The organism is Pseudorhizobium flavum, assembly GCF_044142885.1.
GTDB classification, from domain to species: domain Bacteria; phylum Pseudomonadota; class Alphaproteobacteria; order Rhizobiales; family Rhizobiaceae; genus Neorhizobium; species Neorhizobium flavum.
The window spans coordinates 259,833-281,061 of sequence record NZ_JBIOKZ010000001.1 but is presented as its reverse complement, the minus strand read 5'-3'; the positions used below and the strand labels follow the sequence as shown (position 1 = coordinate 281,061).

11 protein-coding genes are annotated in these 21,229 nt (G+C 58.8%); 6 read left to right on the top strand and 5 right to left on the bottom strand.

Features of this window, described 5'->3' with window-relative positions:
• Window positions 1-2: 2 nt before the first annotated feature.
• From ACEPP2_RS01275 to dctP, 4 genes are read right to left on the bottom strand one after another with little or no spacing between them, the layout of a single operon-like run.
• Window positions 3-176: a hypothetical protein gene (locus tag ACEPP2_RS01275; RefSeq protein ID WP_395515549.1), complete on the bottom strand. Its 174-nt coding sequence runs from the start codon at window positions 174-176 to the stop codon at window positions 3-5.
• Window positions 177-186: 10 nt separating this feature from the next.
• Window positions 187-1,503, bottom strand: a complete 1,317-nt coding sequence (locus ACEPP2_RS01270) for a TRAP transporter large permease (RefSeq protein WP_395515548.1) — start codon at window positions 1,501-1,503, stop codon at window positions 187-189.
• Window positions 1,493-2,014, bottom strand: a complete 522-nt coding sequence (locus tag ACEPP2_RS01265; RefSeq protein WP_395515547.1) for a TRAP transporter small permease subunit — start codon at window positions 2,012-2,014, stop codon at window positions 1,493-1,495. Before ACEPP2_RS01265 ends, ACEPP2_RS01270 begins: the two co-directional genes overlap by 11 nt.
• A gap of 56 nt (window positions 2,015-2,070) precedes the next feature.
• A complete protein-coding gene (dctP, locus tag ACEPP2_RS01260; RefSeq protein WP_395515546.1) occupies window positions 2,071-3,096 on the bottom strand; it encodes a TRAP transporter substrate-binding protein DctP in 1,026 nt (341 codons plus the stop codon).
• Between the two features lie 113 nt (window positions 3,097-3,209).
• Here dctP and ACEPP2_RS01255 point away from each other — a divergent pair, with 113 nt between their 5' ends.
• On the top strand, window positions 3,210-3,932 hold the full coding sequence (locus ACEPP2_RS01255) for a GntR family transcriptional regulator (protein WP_395515545.1): 723 nt from the start codon (window positions 3,210-3,212) through the stop codon (window positions 3,930-3,932).
• 764 nt (window positions 3,933-4,696) lie between these two features.
• Here ACEPP2_RS01255 and ACEPP2_RS01250 read toward each other — a convergent pair.
• On the bottom strand, window positions 4,697-5,452 hold the full coding sequence (locus ACEPP2_RS01250; RefSeq protein WP_395515544.1) for a hypothetical protein: 756 nt from the start codon (window positions 5,450-5,452) through the stop codon (window positions 4,697-4,699).
• A gap of 151 nt (window positions 5,453-5,603) precedes the next feature.
• Between ACEPP2_RS01250 and ACEPP2_RS01245 the strand changes: the two genes are divergently transcribed.
• The 5 genes from ACEPP2_RS01245 (at window position 5,604) to ACEPP2_RS01225 (ending at window position 21,197) form a co-directional block, all read left to right on the top strand.
• Window positions 5,604-9,266, top strand: coding sequence for a P-loop NTPase fold protein (locus ACEPP2_RS01245; RefSeq protein WP_395515543.1), 3,663 nt, complete (start codon window positions 5,604-5,606; stop codon window positions 9,264-9,266).
• A gap of 623 nt (window positions 9,267-9,889) precedes the next feature.
• Window positions 9,890-10,792, top strand: a complete 903-nt coding sequence (locus ACEPP2_RS01240; RefSeq protein WP_395515542.1) for an ATP-binding protein — start codon at window positions 9,890-9,892, stop codon at window positions 10,790-10,792.
• Window positions 10,792-13,380 (top strand): DEAD/DEAH box helicase, encoded by a 2,589-nt coding sequence (locus tag ACEPP2_RS01235; RefSeq protein WP_395515541.1) that lies wholly within the window; start codon window positions 10,792-10,794, stop codon window positions 13,378-13,380. Before ACEPP2_RS01240 ends, ACEPP2_RS01235 begins: the two co-directional genes overlap by 1 nt.
• 454 nt (window positions 13,381-13,834) lie before the next feature.
• A complete protein-coding gene (locus ACEPP2_RS01230) occupies window positions 13,835-17,569 on the top strand; it encodes an RNA-directed DNA polymerase (RefSeq protein WP_395515540.1) in 3,735 nt (1,244 codons plus the stop codon).
• A gap of 289 nt (window positions 17,570-17,858) precedes the next feature.
• Window positions 17,859-21,197: a DEAD/DEAH box helicase gene (locus tag ACEPP2_RS01225; RefSeq protein ID WP_395515539.1), complete on the top strand. Its 3,339-nt coding sequence runs from the start codon at window positions 17,859-17,861 to the stop codon at window positions 21,195-21,197.
• Window positions 21,198-21,229 lie beyond the last annotated feature (32 nt).

Sequence of the window (21,229 nt, the reverse complement as noted above, 5' to 3'; positions counted from 1 at the left end):
TCTTATCCCGTGAATGCAAAGGTGAACCAGATGAGGAGGAGAGTGGCGACGGCTCCGATGATTTCGGGCCAGTTGCCGAAGTCGGCCTCCGCGGTTTCGTCGGCTGCAAACTCCGTCGGCGCGATGTCCTCGTCACCCTTCATCAGGTTGCGGTTCGTATCGTCGTGATCGCTCATCGTCGGCTCCTCAGTTCAACAGGCTCGGGATGAAGAGGGCGATCTGCGGGAAAAACAGCACCAGCGTTAGCCCGACGACCTGCAAGGCGATGAACGGAAGGACGGCAGCGAAGATGTCCTGCAGGCTGACCTCTTTCGGAGCGACCGACTTCAGGAAGAAGCACGCAGGTCCAAAGGGCGGCGAGAGATAATAGATCTGTATGTTCATCGCGAAGAGCACGCCGAACCAGATCGGATCGAAGCCGAGATCGATCACGACTGGCGCGAAGATCGGCACAGTGATGAACAGTATCGCGATCCACTCAAGGAAGGTGCCGAGTACCATGACGATCAGCATCATCACCATGATGACCGCGAGCGGTGGGATATCGAGGGACGTCAGAACACCGCGAAGGAATTCGCCGCCGCCGATGCGGTTATAGATGCCGATCAAGGCGACAGCACCGAGGACGAGCCAGATGATAGAGCCGACCGTCAGGACGGTCTGCCGCATAGCATCCCGCATCATCACCCAATTCAATTCCTGGCGTACGGCAGCCACGACGACGGCGCCCACCGCGCCCACGGCCGCAGCCTCGGTCACGGTCGCGATGCCAGAGTAGATGATGCCGAGCACGGCGCCGATCAGGATGCCGGGGAGGATGACGCCCTTCAGGAAGGGCAGGCGCTTGACGAACGGGAGACCCGTCTCCGGGATGTCGTAGATCGGCGCCATCGCGGGGTTAAGCCGCACCCGGATGAGGATATAGATGATGTAGAGCGAGGCGAGCAGCAGCCCCGGACCGAGCGAGGCCGCGAACAAGGCCGTGATCGAAACCTGTGCCGCGAGACCGTAGACGATCAGAACGACCGAAGGCGGGATCAGCGTTGCCAGTGCCCCTGCGGCGCAGATAATGCCGATGGCGAGCTTCTTGTCGTAGCCCAGGCGAAGCATCTGAGGCAGGGCGATGAGGCCCAGCATGACGATCTCACCACCCATGATGCCCGACATGGCGGCGAGAATGACAGCGACAATGCAGGTCTGGACGCCGACGGAGCCGCGGAACCGGCCGCCGATGATTGCCATGGATTCAAAGAGCGAGTGCGCAATCCCGGAACGCTCGAGGATATTCGCCATGAATACGAAGAACGGCACCGAGATCAGTTCGTACTTGTGCAGGACTTCGGTGACGTTGGCGGAGACGATGAAGAAGCCGGCGCGTTCCCCGAAGTAGAGAAGCGCAGTTCCAAGCGATACAAGCAGCGTCGTGACGCCGAGCGGAATGCCGAGCGCCATCAGCGCCAGCAGTGAACCGACGATAAGGAGGGTAATATACTCAATGCCCACCGAAGCTCTCCTTTTCGGTGCGCTGGAACCAGCGGATGATGTTGGCGAGGAGCTGCAGCAGGTAGAGCACGCAGCCCACCAGAAGCAGGACCTTGAGATAGCTTGGCTGCAGGGAGTTCATGGCCGTGCCAGAAAATTCCGGCCGCGACAGAACCTTCATGGCCGGTCCCCAGACAGCGCGTGCGAGAAACGAAACGGCCAAGAATGCCGCGAGCAACTGAAGCAGGCGAAAGAAGCGCCAGATGCGAGGGCCGACAACGATCTCGAGCATCGTGATGGAGATATGTCGGTTGCGTTCGGTGACGTAGCCAACAGCGAGAACCCAGGCGGTGGCACAGAGCGTCATCGACAGCTCCGTGGACCAGCTCGTGGGCCGGTCGAAACCGTAGCGCATCACCACTTCGAGCGCTGATGCGATGATGCAGGCAAAAAACAAGACGGAGCAGCTATGGCCGACAAAGACGCTGACGCGGTCCATGGACGAGGCATAGCGCGCAAGAAGATCTCTCATGGTCCCCTCGATCGCGACAGGTGAAATGCCCGGCCGGGACCGGCCGGGCATAAGGATCAGTTCTTGAGGAGGCCGATCTTCTTCATGTAGGCGAGGTTGGCATCGAGCGCCTCCTGAGCCAGTTCGCTCTTTTCGGCAAACTTCAGCCATTCGGCCCGCGCCACTTCACGCAATTGGTCGCGATCTTCCTGAGCCCAGTCGATGACTTCGATCTTGCCGCCGGCAGCGTCTACCTTGGCCTTCTCCTGGTCCTGCTGGTCAACCACCTTGGTGAGGTCCTCCATCGCCGCATACCACCAGTCGCGCAGCGCCGTCTGATCCTCGGGCGAAAGTTCCTCCCACTTCTCCTTTTTCATCGTGAACTGCATCAGCGGCATGGAGTGGATGCCCGGATAAAGCGGGAAAGGTGCAACGTCGTGAAGGCCGGTCGCGACGTTGTTGACGTAGGCCGAAGCGTCCGCGGCATCAACGATGCCCTTTTCGAGGGCGCCGTAAACCTCGGAGAACGGGATGGAGACAGGGCTGGCGCCAGCCGCGGCGAATACGGCTGAGGCAAGACCTTCGGGTGCGCGGATCTTCTTGCCCTTCAGGTCCTCGAAGGTTCGAATGGGCGTGCGCGCCGGCAGCGACTCACGGCTGTAGGGTCCGCAGGCAATCAGCTTCACCTCGCCCCCGGTAACGTCATCGAGGATCTTCTGCTGGATTTCCTCACCGCGATCTTCCTTGCAGAAGTTAAGCATTTGCGCCGGCGTATCGTAACCAGAGATCAAGTCCGCCATGATGGCAAAGGCTGGCTCAATGCCCGAGAAGTAGTTCACCGAGGTGAAGTCGCCGTCGAGGACGCCGGCCGAAACGGCTTCGATCGTGTCCTTGGCCGGCACCACCGAGGCGTTCGGCGTCAACGTGATCTCGACGCGGCCATCGGTCATTTCCGAGATCTTCGGAAGCCAATTCTCCGTCAGATACTGCATGGAAAAGTCGCCGGCATTGAAGGACGACTGAATGGAATAATCTGCGGCGTGAGCTGCGGATGAGAAGCCGGCCACAGCGATGCCAGCAAGAAGAGCGTATTTAAGGCGCATTGGATCCCTCCCTTTGAAACCATCGAGGACCTCCATCCCCGTGAGAGATGCACTAATATATTAGTTTCGCAGTGTCAACTGATGCGCTATATCAGTGCGATGAAGGATACAAAATGACGACATTGCTCTCACACGCGCTCTCCTTGAGCGCCGTCTCCTCAGTCTCAAGTTCCGGGATTCGCAGGACGTCGACATCCCATCAGCTCTACGAGCAACTGAGGGAGCGTATCATTGCGCTCGAGCTTCCGCCGGCTCTTCAGCTCTCTCGCAACGAGCTGGCCGAGGCCTATGGTGTAAGCCAGACGCCCGTGCGTGATGCACTTCAGATGTTGGAGAAGGAGGGGCTCGTCATTGTCTACCCCCAATCGCGGACGGAGGTTACGCGGATAGATTTGCGCCACGCACGCGAGACGCAGTTCCTGCGCATGTCTCTCGAGTTGGAGGTGGTTCGGGCTCTGACCGTGGAGGAGAGACATCCTGCGGTGGATCAAGTTGTGCGTCTTGTTCAGCTACAGGATACCGCACTCAATGTTGATGAGGACCTCGAACGGTTCGCGCTTCTGGACAGGCAGTTTCACCGCCTGATGTTTGAAGCTGCCGGCGTGCCGGACCTATGGGCTCTGATACAGTCACGCTCGGGGCACATTGACCGTCTGCGTAAGCTGAACCTGATGGATCCTGGCAAAGCGGCGACTATCCTGACCGCCCACCGCGAGATCGTTGGTCATCTCAAGGCGCGGGACCTTTCCTCCGCACACGAAGCCGTACGCCGCCATCTCTCGGGCACACTGGCGAAAGTGGAGGAGATACAGCGGGCTCACCCCGAGTTTTTTTAGAACGGTCTGCTGGAAGCGCGGCCGCTCCTTTAAGCCAATGCTGTTTAAGCTCCCTATCTCTCGCACGCCGACTTAGCTCTGGCCTAGCAATTGACAGTCCCCCCCGTTGCGGTCGTTGCCCGCGGGTCCCCAGCCAACTCGCGAGGATGCTCCAGTATCCGCTGGAACCCTAGGACTCGCGCGTCCAGATCACGTAAGTAGCTGCAAACACGTCGCTTTTTATATTGTGAATGGCGGCAATAAAACTGAGGAAATGGGGCCAAAAACCGCTTGCCTGGGGAACCTGGATTCGCACATGATTTCAGTTTGTTAGCAAAATCGCCTTGAAATTCCCTATGTTTTCCCATCGCGAGCGACCGTGGATGCCACCTTTGTGCCCTGGCTTTGGATATCAGTCAACAGGAGGGGCATAGCGGCAATTATTTCCGCTATCTGCCCTGCAGCGACCGTCAACGCCAGACCGATAGGATGACTTCTTCCGGATGATTGGATCGAATTTCTGAACGCCTCGCGTTATTCCACGACAGCAACTGCATTGAGGTGATGAAGGTGGGGGAGGGTGACAGTGTTCGTTTTAGTCGCCGAATACCAAAACGGGCGGAATCTCGAAACGTTGCGCGCCGACATGAGAGGTATAGCGGCGATAATCACCGCTTCCGGCGCCAATTTGGCCGTGGGCAATCACTGAGCGGATGGTCGGTTTAGGCCTCATTCCTCCGCCAAGGCATGGGATTGCGGAGTGCCTGAGGGAGCCGCCATAACAGTCACTTATGACTACCTATTTTCGGAGGAGATAACGCGACGCTCCAATGGCTGCGGATCGCATTTGTTTCCTTTACCAAGGCACCGAAATCTTCCTCGCTCCTTACGGTGAGAGCTACCTTATCACGCAGAATCTTGTATAGATTATGCATCTCGAGATAGCCAGCCTGCCGCCCCCGGATCCCAAGTGACTGGTGGACATAGACGAGCGTGGACAGCAGTATCCCCGCCAACCCTGTGATGTGTTTGGCCTCGAGCATCACACCAATGAACTGGAACGGCGGAATTGGAAGAAGTGCTGCAGCAGATACGATCACTCCGACTACGGATGTTGAGACTATCAGCCAATAATTAGCGCGTTGCGCAGCTTTGTATCGACCATAGGCATGCTTCTCGCCAGAGACGAGCTGGTCGAATTTTGCCAGCCTTCGAATCCTCAGGCTTTCGCTCGCTTCATCGCCAGCAGGAGCAGATCTAATGACTTCTCGCAAACCGATTTTTTCGGCGTCATTGATTATGGCATTCACTCCCGAATCCTTAATCTGGTTTAGAACGCAACCCGAATCGATATGGGGGAAAGATTGAGATTCGTTTCCAGGTTGCTGATGAGCTGATGTAGGCAACGGCTGCACATGATTGTTGGGGTGCCAAGCATGATGACCAACTGCGCGGCGGTCTTCGGAAAATGCATGGAAGTGCTGCACCTTGATCGCCTCCAGAAGGTAGGCATCGCAATTCGCCGGGGCGAAGCGATGCATCGAAGCTCCCGACGCCACGCGTAACTTGGCTTGAAGCCTGAGCCATCAGGGTTATCAGCAACGCAGTTTTCGCGTGCGCTAACGATCCCGCTACAACTCGACTTGTCTTGTGATATCGGTTTTGCTGGGCAACGGAGCGCACGAGATCACCATGCAAGAGCCAGATTGGGACGTGTTGGCAAAAAGGGTCGCCGAGCTGTTCGCGATATCACTCGACAGCTCAACTCCACTCGCATCAGTCTTAGAGCAGGCGGTGCGCTTTATTGATGTCGATACCGAAAATCGGACGCTGCTGTTACGGGGCCGATCGCTGACTTTGGGTATCGTCGTCGCAGGGCTGTCTGACAACGAGGCTCCGCACGCCGAACATAGCTCTGCATGGTTGGCTGACTGGCTAAAGGTGAGGGTCGGTCCGGACCACATCGAAAGGGTCGTATCCCATCTGCGCCTGGAGCCGGAGAACGTATTTCCCCAACTGGCTGATGGGTACTCTGTCGAGCTTACAGACAATGTCCAGAAGTTGCTTCCTGTCGCGCAGGCTATGGCCATCGAGACGATTGGCCGTCCAGAGTTCGAAGCTCGGCATCTCATCGGCGCAATGCTCCAGACCGGCTTTCTCGCGGGCCAGGTAATGTCGCTGTTCGGATTGACGCTCGACACCGGGGTTTTGCAAGATATCAAAACCCAGTTCATCAAACGCATCGTCACACCCCGAGCTGGCGAAACGGCATCGCTTTGGGAGCGCGTCCTCAATGCTTCACAGATCCTGCCGGGAAGGAACAATGAATCCGATGAGGCCGACACCGCCGACATTGGCTCGCTCCTTTCATCAGCGGGTGCTGAAGGCGTAACAGCGCTTGCCGCGCGGACGCTTCGAATCGCATCCCAGCTCAATCACCTGCCCGGCAACCGCGGGGAAATAAACGTCGAGCGGCTTGTGATGTCGACCGTGATTGTAGGGCGCTCGGTCGGGACAACGGCGAAAGGTGAGGAAGCGGGCATAGTGAGCATTGCCCGGCTCGTCAGCGAGTCGCGATTTCAAGCCCTTGAGCCATCGAACAGGCTGACCGTTGGCGGAAGGCTGGAAGTCGGGTCCGAGCCGACGGCGACACCGCGTGCCTTAGAAGTCTTGGCGAAAGCGGTGGCTGGCGGCGGAGGTTGGTTTGCCCGAGGGCGGGCTCTCGCGGCCGACGCGCTTCTCGCCGCCATCCTCGACGACGTTAGCACGGTGGAGTTCCTGCAAATTTTCGAGCCTGCTGTCGAAGAAATACCGCGGCGGGTCGTGTTGACGATCAGAGATGATGGAGGAGACTGGCAGTCCTGGGCGAACGCACTCAACGTCTCGATCGAGAACGGTGCTGACCCTGAAGCAGATGACTCCGAACTTTCTACCGGATCCGTACCCAAGAACGTCCGGGAGGTCCCGCGAAGAGCCCAGCTATATGCGGATCTCGGCAGCGATTCTCCGGACAGAGCCGATCTAATCGACAAACTCGGTGTCGCCGACGAGGCTCATGCCTTTGCGAGAGTCGCCGCGGCCCGGAACGTCACCACCCCTTTGGCGTTCGGTATCTTCGGCGAGTGGGGCTCAGGGAAGTCATACTTCATGCGGCTCATACATGAGCACGTCGCTCATCTGTCGAAGCTCGCGGAAGATCCGAAATCAAAGGCTTTCAGCACGTTCTATCCGGGCATCGTGCAAATACGGTTCAACGCCTGGCATTACGTGGAAACGAATCTCTGGGCCAGCCTGGTCGACAACATTTTCACCGAACTCGATCGATGGTCGCGACAAAGTACCGATGGCGCACCAGAGAACACGATCCTCGACAAGTTGACGACTGCGCGTGAATTGACCCTCGATGCCGCGGAACGCCTTGTCACTCAGCGCCAACAGCAAAAGGATGCTGCCGCGCGCCTTTCCGCCGCAGAAAGCGAGCTTGCCGTCATTAAGCAGAACTTCAAACCGACCCCGCGGATGTTCTGGAAGGCGGTAAAGGAGAGTTTCGAGACGGCTATCGATACCAAAAATTTTAAGGACGCAGCGAAGAAAGCCGGTCTCGACGATCTCGTCGGCGATTCAAAATTGTTGAGCGAAACCCTGCGAGACGTTCACAGTGAGGCAAAGCGTGGCAAGGTCATTCTGACTGGCTTCATGGGTCGGTTGATGCGGTGGCCCAGCCTCGTCACCATTCTCGCGATCGTTCTGCTCGTCCCATTTGGTGTCACCTGGATGAGCGCTCAACTGGGCGCTACCGGAGGCTCGCTTCTCAACCTCATCGCCGGGGCTGGCGGCGTCGCCACGTTGCTTGCGGCAAAGGCAAAATGGCTTCTCAAAGAGGTTCGCTCCGGCGTCGCAAAACTTGAAGAGTTCGACGTAAAGCTTGAGACCGCAATCAGCGCCGAGCTTCAGAAGCCTGAGAATGACCTGAAAAAGGCTCAGGAAAAGCTCGCAAAATCGACATCGGAAGCGTCAGAGGCGAGAGCCGCATTCCAGGCCAGCAGCGAAAAACTCGCGCAGACGACGAAGGAATACCAGCAGGAGACCGGGAGGGACCGGCTTCTGAAGTTTGTGCGTGAACGTGCTACCAATGACCACTATTCCAAGCATCTTGGTTTGATCGCAAGCATTCGCAAGGACTTCACGCAGCTTTCGGCGATGATGGCCGAGGCCGGTGCTGATCCGAAGGATGACCTCCTTAAAACCGACCAAGACTATGCGGATCGCGTTGAACGGCTCATCACGAGTTCATCGGCAAAAGAACTACTTCATTCCGAGGAAATCGCCGATCTTCGCCGCACCACCGAGCGGCCGGTTGTGAATAACAGCGAGGCTTTCAATCGCATCGTACTCTACGTGGATGACCTCGATCGCTGCCCGCCCGAAAAGGTCGTGCAAGTGCTACAGGCGGTGCATTTGTTGCTGTCGTTTACATTGTTCGTTGTCGTGGTCGCCGTGGATACCCGCTGGGTGAGTAAATCGCTGGAGGACCAATACAAAGACCTCATCAGCACAGGTGCAGCGTGCGGAAGCGCCACACCGTCCGATTACCTGGAGAAGCTTTTTCAAGTTCCCTACTGGGTTCGTCCGATGACTCCGGAGGCGAGCAGTGAGCTGGCGGCGTCGCTTATCAGCAAATCGGCAAGAAACGCCTCACCCTCCGGCGTGGACCTCGGTTCAACCGCGAGGCAACAAGGGCAAACGTCGGATGTTCCTCCATCGATTTCCAATGGCGACGGAACGCTAACCGGCACTTCGGCCATAAGTTTGAGCGGAACTCTGACAGCTCCTGTGTTCAAGCTGGAAGGAGTGGTGGACGTCGTTCAGCCGGATGTTGAAGCGTTGACTCTTACCGACGAAGAGAGGGACTTTGCGCGTAAGATAGCACCCTGGGCTGGACATACTCCGCGCCGCGCGCTTCGCTTCGTCAACGTGTATCGGGTGGTCAAAGCGAGTTTCCGGAGCGATGAGGCGAGACATCTGGAGGAAGGGGGCTATTGCGGGCTCATGGCGCAACTTGCCGTTACAACGGGGTCACCTGGCCATGGATTTGTTTGGGATCGTATCGCTTCGGCATTCGACAGCGGAGAACCTCTCGATCAACTTTACGCCGAGCTTGAAAATGCAGGACATACGGTACCGCCATCGTTCAGGGCAATCATCGACGTGCTCGAGCTGGATGCCCATCCGAAAACTGCTAGATCTGATCTGAAATACTACGCTGAACTTGCCCGTCGTTACAGCTTCGAGGGTATATACCAACTTCCTGATTTCGAAGCCGCACGCAGGAGTCTCAAACGGACAGAGACATGATCCCTTCCTTAAAGAGCTGTCGACTTGGCGTGGGTGGCCTCCATCGCTGTCACGCTGTTCGGGGCCGCAGTGCTGAAGGTTTCGAGGTAAGCGCAGGAGTGGAGGAGCGTTGTCCGGAATGCCGCTTATAGCGCGAACTGTATAATGAACCTTTGTGCCCTGGCCTTGGGCATCAGTCAACAAGAGGGGGGAGGAGCGGTAATTATTTCCGCTTTCGGGGCTGAAGTCGCCGTCCGGCGATCATCGCGTGGATAACCGCTATGCGCCCTCAATTTGGTCATTCAGAGTGCGAACTGATTTATCCGAAACGCTTACTTACTTCTAAATCGTGTTCGTGATGGCGGACGATTGGGTAAGTACGCCTCTCAATGTCGAAACATGGAACGGTCGTTCGTTCATAAGTCCGGTGGGGATTCGATGCCTTGCGTCACGCCGTTATCTTGCAACCAACGCCGCTGCGCAGGTTCAACACTTAATGCGAACGATACTTTTATCGCCTAGACTGACGGGAATTCCGGAGGGGCCAAGAACTGCGAATGGAAAATAGTAAAACGCTTAAGATTTACGTTCCAAACGGCAGAGATAAGACAGCCATAGTTCGCTTTTCGGCCGAGATCGCGGCAATGCACCGGTATCCGAAGGTCGAGTTCAGCTTCCGAAAAGTCGATTTCGTCACGCCGGGATGGATGCTCCTGATCGTTCGCGCGCTCCGAAGTTATCGCGACGACCACCCTGGCACCCACTGCAAGGTGGTCGACGCGACATCGAGCGCGATGATCTATGCTGGCAATGCCGGATTCTTTGACGCGCTGGGCGTGCGATGGGGTCGTAGGATCGGCGAGGCACCGGACTCCTCAACCTTCCTGGCCATCACCTCCCGCAAGATCCGCGACCTCTTCGCGGACCAGCCCTTCTCCCGGCCGGCGGGCGACATCATCCAGGAGGACGCCGAGAAGCTCTCGGCCATACTCGCCCAGAGCCGCGAGGGCGTCCTCTTCGACACCTTGAGCTATGCGATCCGCGAGATCATTCGCAACGTCGTCGAGCACAGCAAGGCCAGCGAGTTCCTAATCGCGGCGCAATGCTGGGTGGCGACCGGCACCGCCGAGATTGCCATCGCCGATCCGGGAATCGGCATCGCCGCGGGTCTCCGGTCCAACGGCAAATACAGCCCCAGCGACGACGCGGAGGCGTTGGCGCTCGCGACCCAGCCGGGAGTCAGCGGCGCGATCATTGCGCGGGAGTCGGAAAATGCTTGGGCCAATTCCGGCTATGGCCTCTATATGGCGCGGGGACTTGCCGACGGAAAGCAGGGCTTCACACTGGCGAGCGGAACGGCGGCGCTGACGTCCGGAGACGACGACCAAGCGATTGTTGAGGGGGCCATCAAGGGAACGTGCGTCGCGCTACGCCTGCGGGCCGGAGCAACCCCGCTGGAGAAGCGCCTGTCCCAACTCGTCTCGCGCGGTGGCGGCAAGCCATCGCCAGCATCCATGAGCGCAAAAGTCAAGTCAGGGGGGAATTGATGACGACCGTTTACCAGAACCTACTCTCGCTGATCAACGAAGGCACGCTCGGCGTCATCGAGCGGGTCGACCTCCCCTCCCGGACGGAGCGCCTTCGGCCCATTCCGAGCGCCTTTGCCGTCGGCCTGCTCGGCCCCTGGCTCATGCGTCAATTCCCGCGAGGACAGTTGTGGAACCATCAGTCGTTGGCGCTCGAGGCGATTGCCGGCGGCAACAATGTCGTTGTCGCCACCGGAACGGCCTCGGGCAAGTCGCTCATCTTCCAGCTCCCGCTTCTGCAGGCAGCACTGGAGGAAAGCGGAAGAGCGTTGGTGCTCTATCCGCTGAAGGCGCTGCTCGGCGACCAGCTCGCGCGCTGGAGAGGAATAGCGATCGATCTCGGACTGCCCGCGAGCAGCGTCGTCGAACTCTCGGGCGATGTCGATACGTTCGATCGCGCGGACCTGCTCGGACAGGCCCGGATCGTCGTCGCCACGCCCGACGTGGTGCAGTCCTGGATCATGCGCAACGTAACGATTCCGACGGTTCGGGACTTCCTGCGCGATCTGCGCTACCTCGTCCTAGACGAAGCCCATACCTATGAATCTGTGTTTGGCAGCAACACTGCCTACCTCTTGCGGCGGGTTTTCGCCGCAAAGCACCGCATTGCCCGCGGCTCCGCAAACCGGCTGCAAATCATCGCGGCCACCGCTACGATCCGCAATCCCGAAGAGCATCTGCAAGCGCTGACCGGACATCCGTTCGTGTCCATAAGCGAGGATCAGGATGGCTCACCGCGCCACTCCCGTATCCTGCTGCATCTGGCCGCGCCGACCGACGGTGCCGAAAGCGCGCTGCGCGACGTTCTCGACAAGGTTACGGCAGGCGTCGCGGATGGCCGTGACGGCACTCTCATCGCCTTTCTGGACTCGCGCCAAGGGGTCGAGCGGGTCAGCGCCGGTTTCGAGAGCGACGACATCGTGCCCTATCGGGGCGGCTACGAATCGAGCGACCGCAAAACCATCGAGAAGCGGATGCGCGAAGGCAGTCTGCGCGCGGTCGTTGCTACCTCCGCACTCGAGCTGGGCATCGACATTCCCGGCATGACCGTGGGCATCAACGTTGGCGTGCCGGCCTCCAAGAAGGCATTTCGCCAGCGCCTCGGCCGCGTCGGCCGCGCATCGCCCGGCATCTTTGCGGTTCTGGCGGACCAGGCCGCCTTCACGAAGCTGGGTTCTACCTTCCGGGAATATTATGAGGGCTCGGTCGAACCGTCCTATCTCTATCTCGACAACCGCTTCATCGCCTATGCCCACGCCAAGTGCCTTCTCGACGAAGGCGAGCAGATGGGTGTCGCCGACCGCCACCCACCCGGCGGGACCGAATGGCCGAAGCATTTCGGCCAGGTGTTTGGCTATGCGCTGCCAGGCGGCGTCCGGCCGCGCGCCTTCGACATCATCAATCAGATGGCGACGACGGCCAGCTCGCCTCATCTCGCTTTTCCGCTTCGCCAAATCGGCGAGGCCAATTTCACGCTGGTCGCCGGGCCGAGAAACGCCGCCGAACGCATCGGCGACATCGCCCACAACCAGGCGATCCGCGAAGCCTATCCCGGCGCGCTCTACCGGCACTACAAGCGCCCGCTGAAAGTTCGGGAATGGCGTGCAGGCGCTTTCGATCGGTCGATCCGGCTAGAAAAGGCCCTCGACAAGCGCTCAACGCGGCCGGTTCTCTACACCAGCATCAATCTCGGCCTCGACGCGGATTCCATCATCGACGGGCGGGCGATGAGCGCGTCGAACGGCGTGCTTGCCGAGGTGGCGATGCGGGTCAACGAATCCGTAGTCGGCTTCCGGGTGGGCAGCTCCACCCATCTCTACAAGGATCTGCGTGCCTCTGATCCCGGCATGGCCAAACGCCAGCGCGATTTCGACACGACCGGCGTGGTCATCCGCATCGAGGAGCCTTGGTTCGTCGGCGGCTCCGGCGAGCAAGCTAAGCTGCGGCAAGCCTTCGCCGATGCTCTTTATGAAATATTGGTCCGCGAGAAGAGCATCGCGCCGCACGACCTCGACCGGGCCTCAACTCGCATCGCGCTCATCAGCAGCGGGGCGCCGCACAAGGTGACGGATACGGTCGTGATCTACGACGCGGTCTACGGCGGGCTGCGCCTGACCGAGCCGCTGTTTTCCGAGTTCGGGTCGTTCGTCGAACGGCTGAAGCGCGCCGCCCAGGCCGCCAAGCACGAAGCGTTTATCGACCTTCGGACGGCGGAAGCGATCTGTGACTGGTATGAGGGCCTCGGGGAAGGTCTCGCGGTCGGCGGCGGTGCGCCCCCCGCGCGAGACGGCGAGCTTCTCGTTTACGCGCCTGGCAGTCGCGTGTCGGTGCGCCGCAACGGAATGTTGATCGAGCGCGTCATCGCCGAACCGTCCTATCAGGACGTCCTCGGCGAGCGCACGCTCGTCTATTCCTGCGAAGGCGTGGACGGAAAACATTTCATTCTGCCTGACACGATCGAGCCCAGCGGGCAGGATTGGCGCCAGGTCTATTGGAATCCCGAAACAGGGGGCTTCACTGAGCTGGATGCGGAATTAGGTGCGTTTTGAGCGAGTGCGAGATCCATTCTCCATAGCAGCCTAGGTTCAAGATTTCTTTGGCCCGAAGGCGCCGCTCGGCGATCTCGACATGCATGACCGTTTTGCGCCCCCCAATCCTGTCGGTCAGGATTGCGATGACATGTTTAAGAGCGGTCACCACGCTGTAGCGACGCCAGCACCAAGTGGGTTACAGTCTGCCCCATGCACTGAACTTCTATGCTCGCTCCTGGCGACTCCCGTTACCATGCCGGCGGCGCGATTCGAACCTGTAGTAAGCAATTTCGACAGCCCTCACTCATCCAAGGCTGGCAGTTCTGCGAGTTCTGAACCTCTTTCAGAAGCCTTTGCAGCTCGCGCCAAGGTGAGATTTGCTAGGTTGAAGTGAGATTGCCATTGCCTTGCAATTCACTACAAGATTTTTTTGGGTGCGCTCAAGCCAACCACCTGAGTGCGTGGGTTTCTTATGCTGCGACTAAATCCGACCATTGAAGATGCCAGCAAGGATTACGTGCTGGTTCAAGCTTGGAAGAAGGCTTGCAATTACATCCGGTACCACAACTGGTTCGCGGACACGCTCGAACTCGACTACCACACTGCCAACTTGCCCGGCTTTCTCGAGTCCGTGTCGGATGACATGCGGTCAGGCGACTGGGTCAGTGACCCGCTGCGCCTAGTCCAAGCCCCCAAGAGCCAAGGGTGGGAGGTGTCAGAGGAGAGCGGTCTTTGGGGTCCCAAGCCGTCTGATGATGGCGTGCAGCTTCGCCCGCTTGCCCACGTGAGCCTTCGGGATCAAGTTGCGGCAACTGCCATAATGCTATGCTTGGCAGATTTAGTTGAAACGGTGCAGGGCGACCCTCGACCGCCCAAGCCTGATGGTACAACTTTTAGTACCATCTCGTACGGCAACCGTTTGTTTTGCGATGTCGCAGACGGCATCCTCCAGCACCGCTGGGGATCATCCAAGCTCTATCGGGCATTTTCCCAAGATTACCAGAGCTTCGTCGAACGGCCAGAGCGGGTCGCTGAGAACCTCAGAGAGCGGCCTGGGCGAAGCATTGTGGTCGTGCAGTCCGACCTCAGCCAGTTCTACGATCGTGTCCGCCCGCACCTTCTGTTTGAGAAGCTCGAGGCATTGCTCGGACCCGGGGTCGACCAGAGATTCATGACTTTGGTGCGCCAGGTGCTGAGCTGGCGATGGCATGAAGATGATTGGTCATGGGCAGAGCGGTACGCAGCCGCCAAGGGGATAGACGGATTTCACGAGATCTGTCTCCCGCAGGGGCTGGTGTCCGCGGGCTTCTTTGCGAATGTGGCACTGCTGAATTTTGACCGTGCCCTGCTAGATTCAACGGGAATGCCGATCGGTCCCGGCGTTCTGCTGCACGACAGCTGTCGATATGTCGATGACCTCAGATTGGTGGTGACGGCATCGAAGGACATCCCGCCTGTGGAACTGGAGCGGACAGTGTTTGAGCACCTCCAGCATCTACTGCAAGAAACGGCTCCCGGCTTGGAGCCATCCGAGAGAAAGACACAGGCTGCGAATGTTGGAGGTGAGGTGCGCCCGCTCCTCCGGCAGAGCCGCAAGATGGCTCGCATTCAGCAGTCCGTCTCGGGAGGGTTCGACATCGCACGCGGTGAAGAAATCATCGACGCGGTGCAAAGCCTCCTAAGAGCACAGGAGCACTACAGCCGAGAGCTGCCAGAAAACAAGGAAAGAGCGACAAGGAATGGGCGCGACAAACGCCTTCCTGTCCCGGATGTGAAAGACGCCACCGTCGCACGTTTCGCTGCTGCACGATTCAGGTCCACGTATCGCTCGCTCCGACCGCTGCTGTTCGACGCAGATGGAGAGGACGCGAATCCGTTCTCGGACATGAGTCCAACAGAGCTAGGCAAGAGGGTGGAACTCACCAAGGGAGATCTCGACGAGGAGGCCCGCAACTTCGCTCTGAACCTCATCCAAAGCTGGATCGAAAACCCTTCCAACGTCAGGTTGCTGCGGATCGGTTTGGATATCTGGCCTTCGGTTGCCGAACTCGACGACGTTCTGCAGCTACTGCGTCCATACCTGACGAAAGACGACAGTCCCGAACGACAGGTCGCCCTTTACAGCCTGTCGGAAATCTTGAAAGCAGGGGCGACAGAAACCGGCTTCGTGCGAGATGATGAGTGCTTGCCGTCCAGGTTGGACCTCGCCGCCTATCGCGACCGGCTCGCAGAAGAAGCAATCCTCATCCTGCAGCTTGCTGGGTCACTACCCTGGTACCTTAATCAGCAAGCTCTTCTAGCGTTCACGGTTCTACGTCGGGAATTGCACCAGGATCTAGTAGAGTTCTGGGAGGGAATTAAGCTTGGCGCCGGCACTGACCTGTACCTGCGCTTCATGCGTTTCCTCGGTGGTGACTTTACGGGGCTCAGCACAGGGGAGTTCGCAACTTTCGCGATTATGTCGCGACGGTCGATTCTGGACAAAGATGGCGCGCTGCATCTCGCCGGCTACGAGATCGATGAAGAAATCTTGCAGGAAATTGCCGTACGAGATCCTGGATTTGCGAATGAGCTGCAACCAAAATCGGAACGGCGAATCGGCGATCCCGAAACTCTGTTCGCCACACAACAGAGGAAGAGTGGCTGGATACCGCTCGCCGACATTTTCGACGAGAGCCATGGCTTGAATCTCCGGCATGAAGTCGGAGTGATCAGCTTGTTGGCGGCGCTGGCGGCAAAACGGGCGGTTGGCGGACTTCCCTCCGTCATTACACCTCATTCGCTGGAGGTCCTGACAGCTAGGTCAGCAGGACACGACCGAATAAAGGAAGTGCGTTTCGTATCCGCGACATCGGTATCCGATGGACCAGTCGAACTGCTTTATCGGCCGCCGGCTTGGTGCACGCCAGAAGAGAGGTGGCGGTTCCAGTTCGGCTACCTGGCCAGGTTTCTGTTAACCGGCTTGATTGATTTCACCCAGGTGCCCCGGCCTTCCTGGCGCGAAAAACACCCAGTATACCGCCCGGTTCGCAGCCACTGGTACCAGCGCACGTATGGGCTTCACAGCGGGCTTGAAGGCTTTGGCGACGACTGGCTGCCAATTTCCGAAGATACAGAGAACCTGTTGTACTCGTTGCTTGCTTGGCCGGGCTGCCGCGAGCGCTATGACAACGGCTGGCTACAGTTGAGCCCAGGCGGTTTTGCCTCGGCGATGAGCCGAAGGCTGCGAGAGGCTCGCAAGTGCATAGGAACTGGTACGCAGACACTCATGCTCAAAGTGTCGGCCCCGCTCTTCAACGATCCAGAGAATCGACCGCTGAAAGGGTGTGTCGTACAGACTGTAACCCCTCACGAGTTTGATGTCGCTGACCTCACCAAGTCAGACATCGTGACCCGGAAGAAGCACCGGAAACACCTGACCAGTGCTCTGGCGGCTGTAGAGAAAATGCTCGACCTGCGTGCCACCCATGAGAACGTGCAGAAGCGGCTGGATTGGCTAATCCTTCCCGAACTGGCGGTTCATCCGGAAGATGTTGACCTGTATTTAGTGCCGTTCGCCCGCCGGCATAAGGCAATGGTTCTCACCGGAGTCACGTATCAACACGTGGTGGCTGGTTTGCCGGCCGTCAATTCGGCCATGTGGATACTGCCGCAGATCGTTCCAGGACGCGGCCTTCAGATGAAGAAGCGTCGTCAGGGGAAAGCTAACCTGGCTGCCGCAGAGAAGGACTGGGAGGCACTTGGTCTGGTACGGAAGTTCCGACCCTGCCAGTGGCTTGTCGGATACGAGTGGGATCGCAATCCCAATCAGCGGCCGCTCTGGTTATCAGCTGCAGTCTGCTACGACTCTACCGACCTCGGTCTGGCTGCTGATCTGCGCAAACTTTCCGACGTATTCGCGATCCCTGCTCTCAACAAGGATGTGGGGACCTTCGACCAGATGGCGGTCGCCCTGCATTATCATATGTACCAGATGGTCATTATCGCCAACAACGGCCGGTATGGTGGCAGCAACGCGCACCTGCCGAAGAAGGAGCACTACGTAAAGCAGATGTTCCACACCCATGGCCAGCCACAAGCCTCGATCTCCTTCTTCGAGATCAAGGACATCGGAGAGATGATCTACCGTCGTCATTTGGGCCTTAACCCGGCGGCCAATAGCAAACCGGAGGACATCTGGAAGTACCCTCCGGCCAACTACGACTAGGTACCCAATGGCGACGCGTCCCTATTCCCAAAAGTCAGTTTTCGACCTGCAGGTAATCTTTGAGCGTTCGGCCGGCGACCCCAACGAGCTAGGGCGGTTGGCTCATGAACTGACGTTCCGGAACACCGCAAAGGCACGGTCGCTGGCCATGAAGGTTGACGAGGTTATGCGGATCCTCGCAAGGGCCCACGTTGTGCCGCTGGTATCCGGCAGCTCTTCGACTCGAGAGCCTGTGCGGCGCGTGGTCCCAGCACATATACTGGTGTCACCACATTCCCCTGCACCTGCGATGGCCACAGTGGTGCCGATCCGTAGAGATCCCCCGGTACCGGCAACTCCATCGGCACCACCTACTTCTGACGTTGATCTCGGCCCGCTTCCGTCGTTCACGCGCTCAGGCAAGAAGGACGACCCAGAAGCTATCCTGGCGGCGTGGACCGCATTGGAAGCCCTGTCGCCTCAGAGCTACAAGCGCCCGGAAGATCTGGCGTCCGGTGACAGGTCTCGAGTGACCCACTTTGACCGCGGCATACCTTGGGGACCGCATGCCAAAGGCAAACCCAACTACAAGATTTATTTCCAGGTGATGCTGGGAGCCATTGCGCTCGACAAGGCCACCGACGAGCTTGTGCGGGTTTTCGGTGAGGATGAGGAGCGCCAGCGCCCGGATGGGCGGAAAGCAGCAATTGGCGCCATCCTCGTCGATAAGGATGGCCATGTTCTCGAAGAAAATGGGGTCGCTGTCTCTAGCTTCGCGTGGGCCCTGAAGCCAGCTCTCGACTTGCAGCTAGGAGGCCTGGGCGCATGGCCGAGCGTTGAGAGGATCATTCTCGATAAGCTGGACAAGGTGGTCCGTCGCCATGACGAGGATGGCAATCCGATCCCCCTCGACCTGATCACCATATCAGCCGCCCACCGCTGGCTGGTCTCACAGTTCAATGTACCCGAGCACCTAGTTGAGGCGCCCACATTCGCCCTGAAGGTCTTCCATTACTACCGAGCGAAGCACCCACCCGAACCGACTCTCCTGAACTCGTTCTATTTGGAGGACCTTACTCTCGCGGCCAAACTGGTCCGCGATGGAGGCGTCGGCGCTGGTCTGCGCCGCTACCTGGGTCTCGAGAAGGTGACGGACCAGGTAGATGTCCTCACCCCTCCTTCCGCAGTGGAGCCGTTCGTTGCGCCTGAACTGATGCCACAAGCCCGATGGCCATCCGACGGTGGCCACCCATTGGTGACGTTGCAGCAGGCTGCGGTCAACGCGGCGCGTGCGGAGTTCAAGGATGCGGCGGGCATCATGGGGGTGAACGGCCCGCCCGGAACGGGCAAGACGACGTTGCTGCGCGACGTTGTTGTTGGATGCGTCCTTGACCGGGCATCCGCTATGGTACGCTTCGACGACCCGATGGACGCGTTCTCGACCACTGGTCAGAAGCTTGCAGTGGGCAGCGGCGCCTTCCTGCACTTCTATGGCGTTCACGCCAGTTTGCGCGGCCATGAAATCGTGGTGGCATCATCGAACAACAAAGCAGTCGAGAACGTCAGCCAGGAACTCCCTCTGAAGAAGGCGAACGGCAGGCATGAAGAGATCTCCTACTTCAGGTCGATCAGTGACCTGATCGCCAACCCTGCCAGGGCCGGCTACGATGATGGTGAAGAAGCGGCCGCCGCGCCAGTAGAGACGTGGGGGCTGGCCGCCGCTGTTTTGGGTAACGGTCGCAACCGTGCGGCCTTCCAGCAGACCTTTTGGTGGCACGAGGATGGTGGATTCCGAACTTACATCCGCGCCGCCAAAGGTGACGACGTTCTTCGAGAAATCAAAGACGAGCGAACCGGCAAAGTAATTCGCCGCGAGATGCCGAAAGTGGTCATTGAGGAGCGTCCCAGCGTCAATGAGACGGATGCAAAGGCGGCCTGGCGCAAAGCAAGGAACGCTTTCATCAAGCTGAAGAAGGAGATCGACTCTGAACTCGCCCGCCTCGAACAGGTGCGAAAGAAATGCCGGCAGCTTCCAGTTGCCAGCGGGGAGCTGCGCCAACTGTCAGCCAAACGCCCAGCCCTCCTGGAGGCAGTGGCAGCAGCCAACGCTCGTCTCACGCAAGCCTTGGAGGCTGAGGAGATGGCGGCCAATAAGCACAGGCGCGACAGCGACGTGCTTGCTGGACATTCCACTTCGAGGCCAGGTTTCTTCTCACGCCTGTTCAATACCAAGAGCTGGAAGAGCTGGTCGGACCGCCAAGAGGCTTTGTCCAAGCAGCTGGAGATATCCCGTAGGGCTCTCGTCGCAGCAGAAGATGCTTCTGAAAACGCGAAGGCTTCCCTGATCCAGATGCAGTCGCAGGTTCAGCAACTCGAGCGAGCGGTCAGCGAGAAGCAGCAGCTTGTGATGCAACTTGGCGCCGCGATCGAACAGGCCCGTAGCGAACTTGGTGATCGGCTTATTGGCGCGGAATTCTTCAGCTCCAGCCATGAACAGATCCAACTCACAGCTCCTTGGTTGCCCGACAGCCTGCACCGCAAGCGAGAAGACCTGTTCGCCGCGGCCTTGGCGGTGCAAAAGGCGTTTGTCGATGCCTCTGCCCAGCGCGTCTACCACAACATCAGTTTGGTAATGACTGCCTTCACCGCCGGTGCCCTGCAGTTGCCAGCACACCGGGCTCTTCTTCCAGATCTATGGGCGACTATGTTCATGGTGGTGCCGGCGGTCTCCACCACCTTTGCCTCTGTTCGCACGATGTTTGGTGATCTGCCGCCGGAGAGCATAGGCTGGCTCCTGATCGACGAAGCCGGCCAAGCACTTCCTCAAGCCGCTGTCGGGTCCATTATGCGAGCCAAACGCTCGATCGTTGTCGGCGACCCGCTACAGATTCCACCAGTCGTGTCTTTACCCGAGCGCCTCACTTCCGAGATCTGCCAGTTCTTTGACATAGATCAGACCACTTGGGCGGCACCGGAGGCTTCGTCACAGACGCTGGCTGACCGTGCATCCAGGTTCAAGTCCACCTTCCGGGCTGATGAAGGGGATCGCGAGGTGGGACTCCCGCTGCTTGTGCACAGAAGATGCCAGGACCCGATGTTCTCGGTATCTAACAGCATCGCCTACGCCGGCCAGATGGTACATGCAGTCGGTCCTCGAGAGCCCGGGCCAATCGGCAATGTACTGGGTCCATCCAGATGGGTGGATGTCGACGGTCACGCGGAAACCAAGTGGTGCCCCGAAGAAGGAGAGGCAGTTCTCAGGATGTTGGGGCAGCTCGCCGACGCTCGTGTTGCCAACCCCGACATTTTCGTCATCACGCCCTTCAAAATTGTCGAGCAGGAAATGCGTCGGCGAATCGAACGAGAGCCTGAACTCGTCCGAGCCCTCGGCTCGCGTCCGAATGAGTGGGTACGGGATCGAGTTGGAACCATCCATACTTTCCAAGGCCGGGAGGCAAACACCGTTATTCTCTTGCTCGGAGCACCTAAAGCTGGTCAACATCGCGCGCGACAATGGGCTGCCAGCCCGCCGAACATCATCAATGTCGCCGTGTCTCGCGCCAAGCAAAACCTCTACGTGGTCGGATCTAAGCCGGCCTGGTCAGGCGCAGGAACCAGCTTAAAGGCGCTCATCGCGTACCTTGAATAGCATAGTAGTAGGCAAATGCAGCGGGGCGCAGC

Coding starts and splice junctions, on each gene's coding strand:
- ACEPP2_RS01275 (WP_395515549.1), bottom strand. CDS start 176: ATGAGCGATCACGACGATACGAACCGCAACCTGATGAAGGGTGACGAG.
- ACEPP2_RS01265 (WP_395515547.1), bottom strand. CDS start 2,014: ATGAGAGATCTTCTTGCGCGCTATGCCTCGTCCATGGACCGCGTCAGC.
- dctP (WP_395515546.1), bottom strand. CDS start 3,096: ATGCGCCTTAAATACGCTCTTCTTGCTGGCATCGCTGTGGCCGGCTTC.
- ACEPP2_RS01255 (WP_395515545.1), top strand. CDS start 3,210: ATGACGACATTGCTCTCACACGCGCTCTCCTTGAGCGCCGTCTCCTCA.
- ACEPP2_RS01250 (WP_395515544.1), bottom strand. CDS start 5,452: ATGCATCGCTTCGCCCCGGCGAATTGCGATGCCTACCTTCTGGAGGCG.
- ACEPP2_RS01245 (WP_395515543.1), top strand. CDS start 5,604: ATGCAAGAGCCAGATTGGGACGTGTTGGCAAAAAGGGTCGCCGAGCTG.
- ACEPP2_RS01240 (WP_395515542.1), top strand. CDS start 9,890: ATGCACCGGTATCCGAAGGTCGAGTTCAGCTTCCGAAAAGTCGATTTC.
- ACEPP2_RS01235 (WP_395515541.1), top strand. CDS start 10,792: ATGACGACCGTTTACCAGAACCTACTCTCGCTGATCAACGAAGGCACG.
- ACEPP2_RS01230 (WP_395515540.1), top strand. CDS start 13,835: ATGCTGCGACTAAATCCGACCATTGAAGATGCCAGCAAGGATTACGTG.
- ACEPP2_RS01225 (WP_395515539.1), top strand. CDS start 17,859: ATGGCCACAGTGGTGCCGATCCGTAGAGATCCCCCGGTACCGGCAACT.